This window comes from Streptomyces sp. IBSBF 2435 (assembly GCF_036815005.1).
Classification (GTDB): Bacteria; Actinomycetota; Actinomycetes; order Streptomycetales; family Streptomycetaceae; genus Actinacidiphila.
The window spans coordinates 1-4,988 of the sequence record NZ_JAJSYW010000302.1; the positions used below are offsets into that span (position 1 = coordinate 1).

At 72.5% G+C, this 4,988-nt stretch carries 8 protein-coding genes and 1 tRNA gene; 4 read left to right on the top strand and 5 right to left on the bottom strand.

Annotated elements, in window-relative coordinates:
• Window positions 1-164: 164 nt before the first annotated feature.
• The gene (locus tag V7E46_RS32400; RefSeq protein ID WP_329182544.1) at window positions 165-467 is read right to left on the bottom strand and encodes a GroES family chaperonin; all 303 of its coding nucleotides are present in this window, start codon (window positions 465-467) and stop codon (window positions 165-167) included.
• Between the two features lie 49 nt (window positions 468-516).
• Window positions 517-843 (bottom strand): DUF3618 domain-containing protein, encoded by a 327-nt coding sequence (locus tag V7E46_RS32405; protein WP_333771750.1) that lies wholly within the window; start codon window positions 841-843, stop codon window positions 517-519.
• 101 nt (window positions 844-944) lie between these two features.
• Between V7E46_RS32405 and bcp the strand changes: the two genes are divergently transcribed.
• The 4 genes from bcp to V7E46_RS32425 all read left to right on the top strand — a co-directional run bounded on the left by bcp (window position 945) and on the right by V7E46_RS32425 (window position 3,043).
• Complete coding sequence (gene bcp, locus V7E46_RS32410) at window positions 945-1,412, top strand: thioredoxin-dependent thiol peroxidase (protein ID WP_333771751.1); 468 nt, start codon at window positions 945-947, stop codon at window positions 1,410-1,412.
• Window positions 1,413-1,487: 75 nt separating this feature from the next.
• A complete protein-coding gene (locus tag V7E46_RS32415) occupies window positions 1,488-2,108 on the top strand; it encodes an HNH endonuclease signature motif containing protein (protein ID WP_333771752.1) in 621 nt (206 codons plus the stop codon).
• The gene (locus V7E46_RS32420; protein WP_333771753.1) at window positions 2,105-2,962 is read left to right on the top strand and encodes an HNH endonuclease signature motif containing protein; all 858 of its coding nucleotides are present in this window, start codon (window positions 2,105-2,107) and stop codon (window positions 2,960-2,962) included. Before V7E46_RS32415 ends, V7E46_RS32420 begins: the two co-directional genes overlap by 4 nt.
• A 6-nt stretch (window positions 2,963-2,968) precedes the next feature.
• Window positions 2,969-3,043, top strand: a tRNA-Leu gene (locus tag V7E46_RS32425).
• Between the two features lie 48 nt (window positions 3,044-3,091).
• Here V7E46_RS32425 and rdgB read toward each other — a convergent pair.
• The 3 genes from rdgB to rph form a co-directional block, all read right to left on the bottom strand.
• Window positions 3,092-3,697: an RdgB/HAM1 family non-canonical purine NTP pyrophosphatase gene (gene rdgB, locus V7E46_RS32430; RefSeq protein WP_333771754.1), complete on the bottom strand. Its 606-nt coding sequence runs from the start codon at window positions 3,695-3,697 to the stop codon at window positions 3,092-3,094.
• A gap of 16 nt (window positions 3,698-3,713) precedes the next feature.
• Window positions 3,714-4,121, bottom strand: coding sequence for a hypothetical protein (locus V7E46_RS32435; RefSeq protein WP_333771755.1), 408 nt, complete (start codon window positions 4,119-4,121; stop codon window positions 3,714-3,716).
• Window positions 4,122-4,214: 93 nt separating this feature from the next.
• Window positions 4,215-4,949: a ribonuclease PH gene (gene rph, locus V7E46_RS32440; protein WP_333771756.1), complete on the bottom strand. Its 735-nt coding sequence runs from the start codon at window positions 4,947-4,949 to the stop codon at window positions 4,215-4,217.
• Between the last annotated feature and the right edge of the window lie 39 nt (window positions 4,950-4,988).

Sequence of the window (4,988 nt, forward strand, 5' to 3'; positions counted from 1 at the left end):
GTGGCGGCGGCGGGGCCAGCCCGAACGGGCCGGGCGGCGACACGGGCGGATAGCGGGTCCGGGAGGCTGAGGCCTTCGGTTCCGGGGCCTTGGCGGCTCGGCCGGGCGACCCGGCGGGTGTCAGGGTCCCGGAGGTCCGGGACCCCCGGGAGGTCTCGGCGGCCTCAGAGGTACAGGCCGGTCGAGTCGTCCGTGCCCTTGAGGCGCTCCGAGGCCACCGCGTGCAGATCGCGCTCCCGCATCAGGACGTACGCGACCCCCCGCACCTCGACCTCGGCGCGGTCCTCCGGGTCGTACAGCACCCGGTCGCCGACCTCCACGGTCCGCACGTTCTGCCCCACCGCGACGACCTCGGCCCACGCCAGGCGGCGCCCCACGGCGGCAGTCGCCGGGATCAGGATGCCGCCGCCGCTGCGGCGCTCGCCCTCGCCTGACTCCTGCCGCACCAGGACACGGTCGTGCAGCATCCGGATGGGCAGTTTGTCGTGCTCACTGTTCGACCTCACGCCCACGACGTTACCGGCGGCGGCGCCACGCCGAGAGACCGGTCACCGCGAAGATCAGCACGACCCCCGCCACCGCGACCGGCAGTATCCGCTCCGGGCGCGGCGCGCCCTCGTCGGTGACGAAATGCGCCTTGGCCCTGCTGACCGCCCGGTTCGCGGCGACATACGCCTGCCCGACGGTGTGGTCCACCGTGGAGACGGCCTTGGCCTTCGTGTCCCGCGCGATCGTCACCGGGTGCACGCGGACCGCGAGCTCGTCCAGCGTCGCGGCCAGATCCTGCCGCCTGCGGGCAATCTCCGCCTCGATCTGAGCGGGCGTCCTGACGTCGTCCGACACCGCGTCTCCTCCATCGCCTGATTAGGTAGCGTTCGGACAGTCTGTCAGTACGACGCGGCCAGCGCCTCGTCGGCACCCCCGTTTGACTGAGGAGCCTTTCCATGGCCGAGCGCCTGTCACCCGGCGACCCCGCCCCCGACTTCACCCTCCAGGACGCCGACGGCAAGCCCGTGTCCCTCGCCGACCACCGCGGACGCAAGGTCATCGTCTACTTCTACCCCGCCGCCATGACCCCGGGCTGCACCAAGCAGGCCTGCGACTTCACCGACAATCTGGACCAGCTGGCCACCGCCGGCTACGACGTCCTCGGGATCTCGCCCGACGCGCCGGAGAAGCTGGCGAAGTTCCGCACGAAGGAATCCCTCCGCGTCACCCTTCTGTCCGATCCTGACCGCGCCACACTCACCGCTTACGCGGCCTACGGCGAGAAGACGAATTACGGCAGGACGGTGACGGGCGTGATCCGCTCCACGGTCATCGTCGACGAGGAGGGCAAGGTCGAGCACGCCTTCTACAACGTCAAGGCGACCGGCCACGTGGCCAAACTCATCCGCGACCTGGGCGTCTGACCTCCCGTCACCCGGACCGCCCGGAGTCGTTACTCCGTACGGGGCACGAACGTGTGCCCGAGGAACGGAGGGAACGTGGCAGTCAGATACACCCGCGAGTTGCTGGAGGAAGCCGTCCGGGTGACGGGGCACATCGATGACGCCGTCCGCCGCTGCGGAGGCCGCCCGACACCCGGCAGCACACGGTATCTGCGTCGGAAACTGGCCGAGGCCGGGATCGACGCCCCGCACCTCGCCACCGGTCGGGTGCGGCACACCGAGGACCGCTTGCGGGAGGCCGTCGCGGCCTCCTCCAGCATCGCGGACGTCGTACGGCGGCTGGGGATCAGCCCGGTGGGCGGCAACCAGACCCACGTCAGCCGCCGGATAGCCGCGCTGGCGATCGACACCGGCCATTTCACCCGGGCGCCCGCCCAGCGTCCGGGCGCCCGCCGGTCCGGCCTTCTGTGCCTGCGCACACCCGAGGAAGGCAGAACCCCCGGCCGGCGGCTGCGGCGCGCGCTCATCGCCTCCGGAGTGCCGGAGCGGTGCGGGATGTGCGGCACGGGACCGGAGTGGAACGGTCGGCCGCTCGTCCTGGAAGTCGACCACATCAGCGGCCAGTGGTGGGACGACAGACCGCGGAACCTCCGGCTGCTCTGCCCCAACTGCCACGCGGTCACGGACACGTATCGCGGGCGCAGGAGGCCGTCGTGAGCGCGGTGACGTACACCCGCGACGCGTTGCAGCGCACAGCCGCCGTGTCGACCAGCCTCGTCGACATGCTGCGACGGCTCGACTCGCCGCTCGGCAGCGGCCCACTGCGCTACCTCCGCAGTCGCCTGGCCCACTACGGGGTCGACACGGGCCACTTCACCGCCGAGCCGCTGCCACCACGCGCCCGGCGCAGCTACCCACGGGAGCAGCTGGAAAAGGCAGCCGCGCACTCGCACAGCGTGCGGGAAGTCCTCGAGTATCTGGGTTACCCGGCACGCGACAGCCCGTACGGGCACGTCCGCAAGAAGCTCGACGAATTCGGCATCGACACGAGGCATTTCACCAGCGGACGCAGATCCACCCCCGGCGTCATCCCGCGGGAGGCGTGTGAGGCGGCGGTCGCCGGGGCGACGAGCCTCGCCGGGGCGCTCCGGCACCTCCGGATCGCCGACAGCGGAGCGGCCCGGGCGCGGCTGCGCCGCAGTCTGACGGCACACGAAATCAGCACCGCCCACTTCACTGGCCAGGCGCACGGCCGCGGCAGAGCCTCGCCGTACCGGCTGTCCGCGGACCGGATCCTGCGTCGACGGGAGCCGGGGGCGAACCGGGCGAAGACCGCCTTGTTGCGGCGGGCACTCGACGAGCTGGGCGTGCCGCACCTCTGCTCCGGGTGCGGTGTCGGCGACCTCTGGCAGGGCAGGCGGCTGGTGCTGGAGATCGACCACACCAACGGCGACCCGCTGGACAACCGCCGTGAGAACCTGCGGTATTTGTGTCCTTCGTGCCACAGCCAGACGCAGACGTACTCCCACCGGTCACGACACGTGCCCGCGCCTGCCGACCCAGTAGAGTAGCGCTGCGGGCCCGTACCCCAGCTGGCTAGAGGGCGCCGGTTTAGGTCCGGTGTGTCGTGGGTTCGAGTCCCACCGGGCCCATCGCCGAGGGCGCGGCACTCCACGGAGTGCCGCGCCTCTTCGATGCGTTCAGCCCAGGAGTTCCGCGACCAGGGGGGCCAGGGCGCGGAAGGCCTTGCCGCGGTGGCTGATGGCGTTCTTCTCCGCGGGGGTCAGCTCGGCGCAGGTACGGGTGTCGCCGTCGGGCTGGAGGACCGGGTCGTAGCCGAAGCCGCCCGCGCCGGACGGGGCGTGGCGCAGGGTGCCGGTGAGGCGGCCCTCGGCCACGCGGGTGGTGCCGTCGGGCAGCGCGAGGGCGGCGGCGCAGGCGAAGTGGGCGGCGCGGTGCGGGGCGTCGATGTCGCCGAGCTGGGCGAGCAGCAGGGCGAGGTTGGCCGCGTCGTCGCCGTGCCGTCCGGCCCAGCGGGCGGAGAAGATGCCGGGGGCGCCGCCGAGGACGTCGACGCACAGGCCCGAGTCGTCGGCGACCGCGGGCAGCCCGGTGGCCTCGGCGAGGGTGCGCGCCTTGAGCAGCGCGTTCTCGGCGAAGGTGACGCCGGTTTCCTTGACGTCGGGGATGTGGGGGTAGGCGTCGGCCCCGACGAGGTCGACGTCGAGTCCTGTGCCGGTCAGGATCGCCCGGAGTTCTGTGACCTTGTGGGCGTTGCGGGTGGCGAGTACGAGGCGGCGCGTCATGGGCCGATTATCCCGGTCAGCCCGGGGTGCAGATGTCGGTGAGGTGGCCGGCGGCCCGGGTGACGGGTCTCAGGTCGGGGTTGCGGCCCGCGGCGGCGGAGGTGCGGGCATTGCGCACCGCGGTGTCGAGGTCGTCGGCGGCGGTGCCGACGTCGGAGTCGTCGGTGCGGTCGCCGAGGTTCTTCAGGTCGGCGCGCACCTTGTCCAGGGCGGCGACGGTGGCGTGCCGCCGGGTGGGGTCGGAGACCTGGCCGATGTTGGTGGCGGTGCTCTGCAGGTCCTGGAGGTCGCCCGCGACGGTGGCGGCGGTCCTGGCGCAGTCCAGCGCGCGGTCGACGCGGTCGCAGCCGGTGAGGGCGGCGGTGGCGGCCAGCAGCAGTGCGGTGCAGGCGGTGCCGGTACGTAAGGCGGTACGGGTGTGCATGAGGGCTCCCCTCCCCTGCGCGGGCACCCGGCGGCGTACCGCGTGCATCTGTAGACACGCGGCAGGCCACCGCCGGGGTTGCCCGGGCGGGGGTCAGCCCTCGGTGGCGGCCAGGGCGGCCTGCTGGGCCGCGGTCAGCTCGGCGCAGCCGTTGACGGCGAGGGCGAGCAGGGCGTCCAGCTCGGCGCGGTCGAAGGGCTGGCCCTCCGCGGTGCCCTGCACCTCGACGAAGCGGCCGTCGCCGGTGCAGACGACGTTCATGTCGGTCTCGGCCTTGACGTCCTCCTCGTAGGCGAGGTCGAGCAGCGGCTCGCCGCCGACGATGCCGACGCTCACGGCGGCGACGGTGCCGGTCAGGGGGCGGGACCTGGCTTTGATGAAGTGGTTGCCCTGCATCCAGGTGACGGCGTCGGCGAGGGCGACGTAGGCGCCGGTGATCGCGGCGGTTCGGGTGCCGCCGTCGGCCTGGAGGACGTCGCAGTCCAGGACGACGGTGTTCTCGCCGAGGGCCTTGTAGTCGATGACCGCGCGCAGGGAGCGGCCGATGAGGCGGGAGATCTCGTGGGTACGGCCGCCGATCTTGCCGCGGACGGATTCGCGGTCGCCGCGGGTGTTGGTGGCGCGGGGCAGCATCGAATACTCGGCGGTGACCCAGCCTTCGCCGCTGCCCTTGCGCCAGCGGGGCACGCCCTGGGTGGCGCTGGCGGTGCACAGCACCCGGGTGTCGCCGAAGGACACCAGGACGGAGCCTTCCGCGTGCTTGCTCCAGCTGCGCTCAATCGTGACGGGGCGAAGCTGATCCGGCCTGCGGCCGTCAAATCGTGACATCCCCCGAGCCTATCCGGGTGACCCCGGCCCCCTCACCAC

Excerpts from the sequence above, each read along its gene's own strand:
- V7E46_RS32400 (WP_329182544.1), bottom strand. The coding sequence starts at position 467 with ATGCTGCACGACCGTGTCCTGGTGCGGCAGGAGTCAGGCGAGGGCGAG.
- bcp (WP_333771751.1), top strand. The coding sequence starts at position 945 with ATGGCCGAGCGCCTGTCACCCGGCGACCCCGCCCCCGACTTCACCCTC.
- rdgB (WP_333771754.1), bottom strand. The coding sequence starts at position 3,697 with ATGACGCGCCGCCTCGTACTCGCCACCCGCAACGCCCACAAGGTCACA.
- V7E46_RS32435 (WP_333771755.1), bottom strand. The coding sequence starts at position 4,121 with ATGCACACCCGTACCGCCTTACGTACCGGCACCGCCTGCACCGCACTG.
- rph (WP_333771756.1), bottom strand. The coding sequence starts at position 4,949 with ATGTCACGATTTGACGGCCGCAGGCCGGATCAGCTTCGCCCCGTCACG.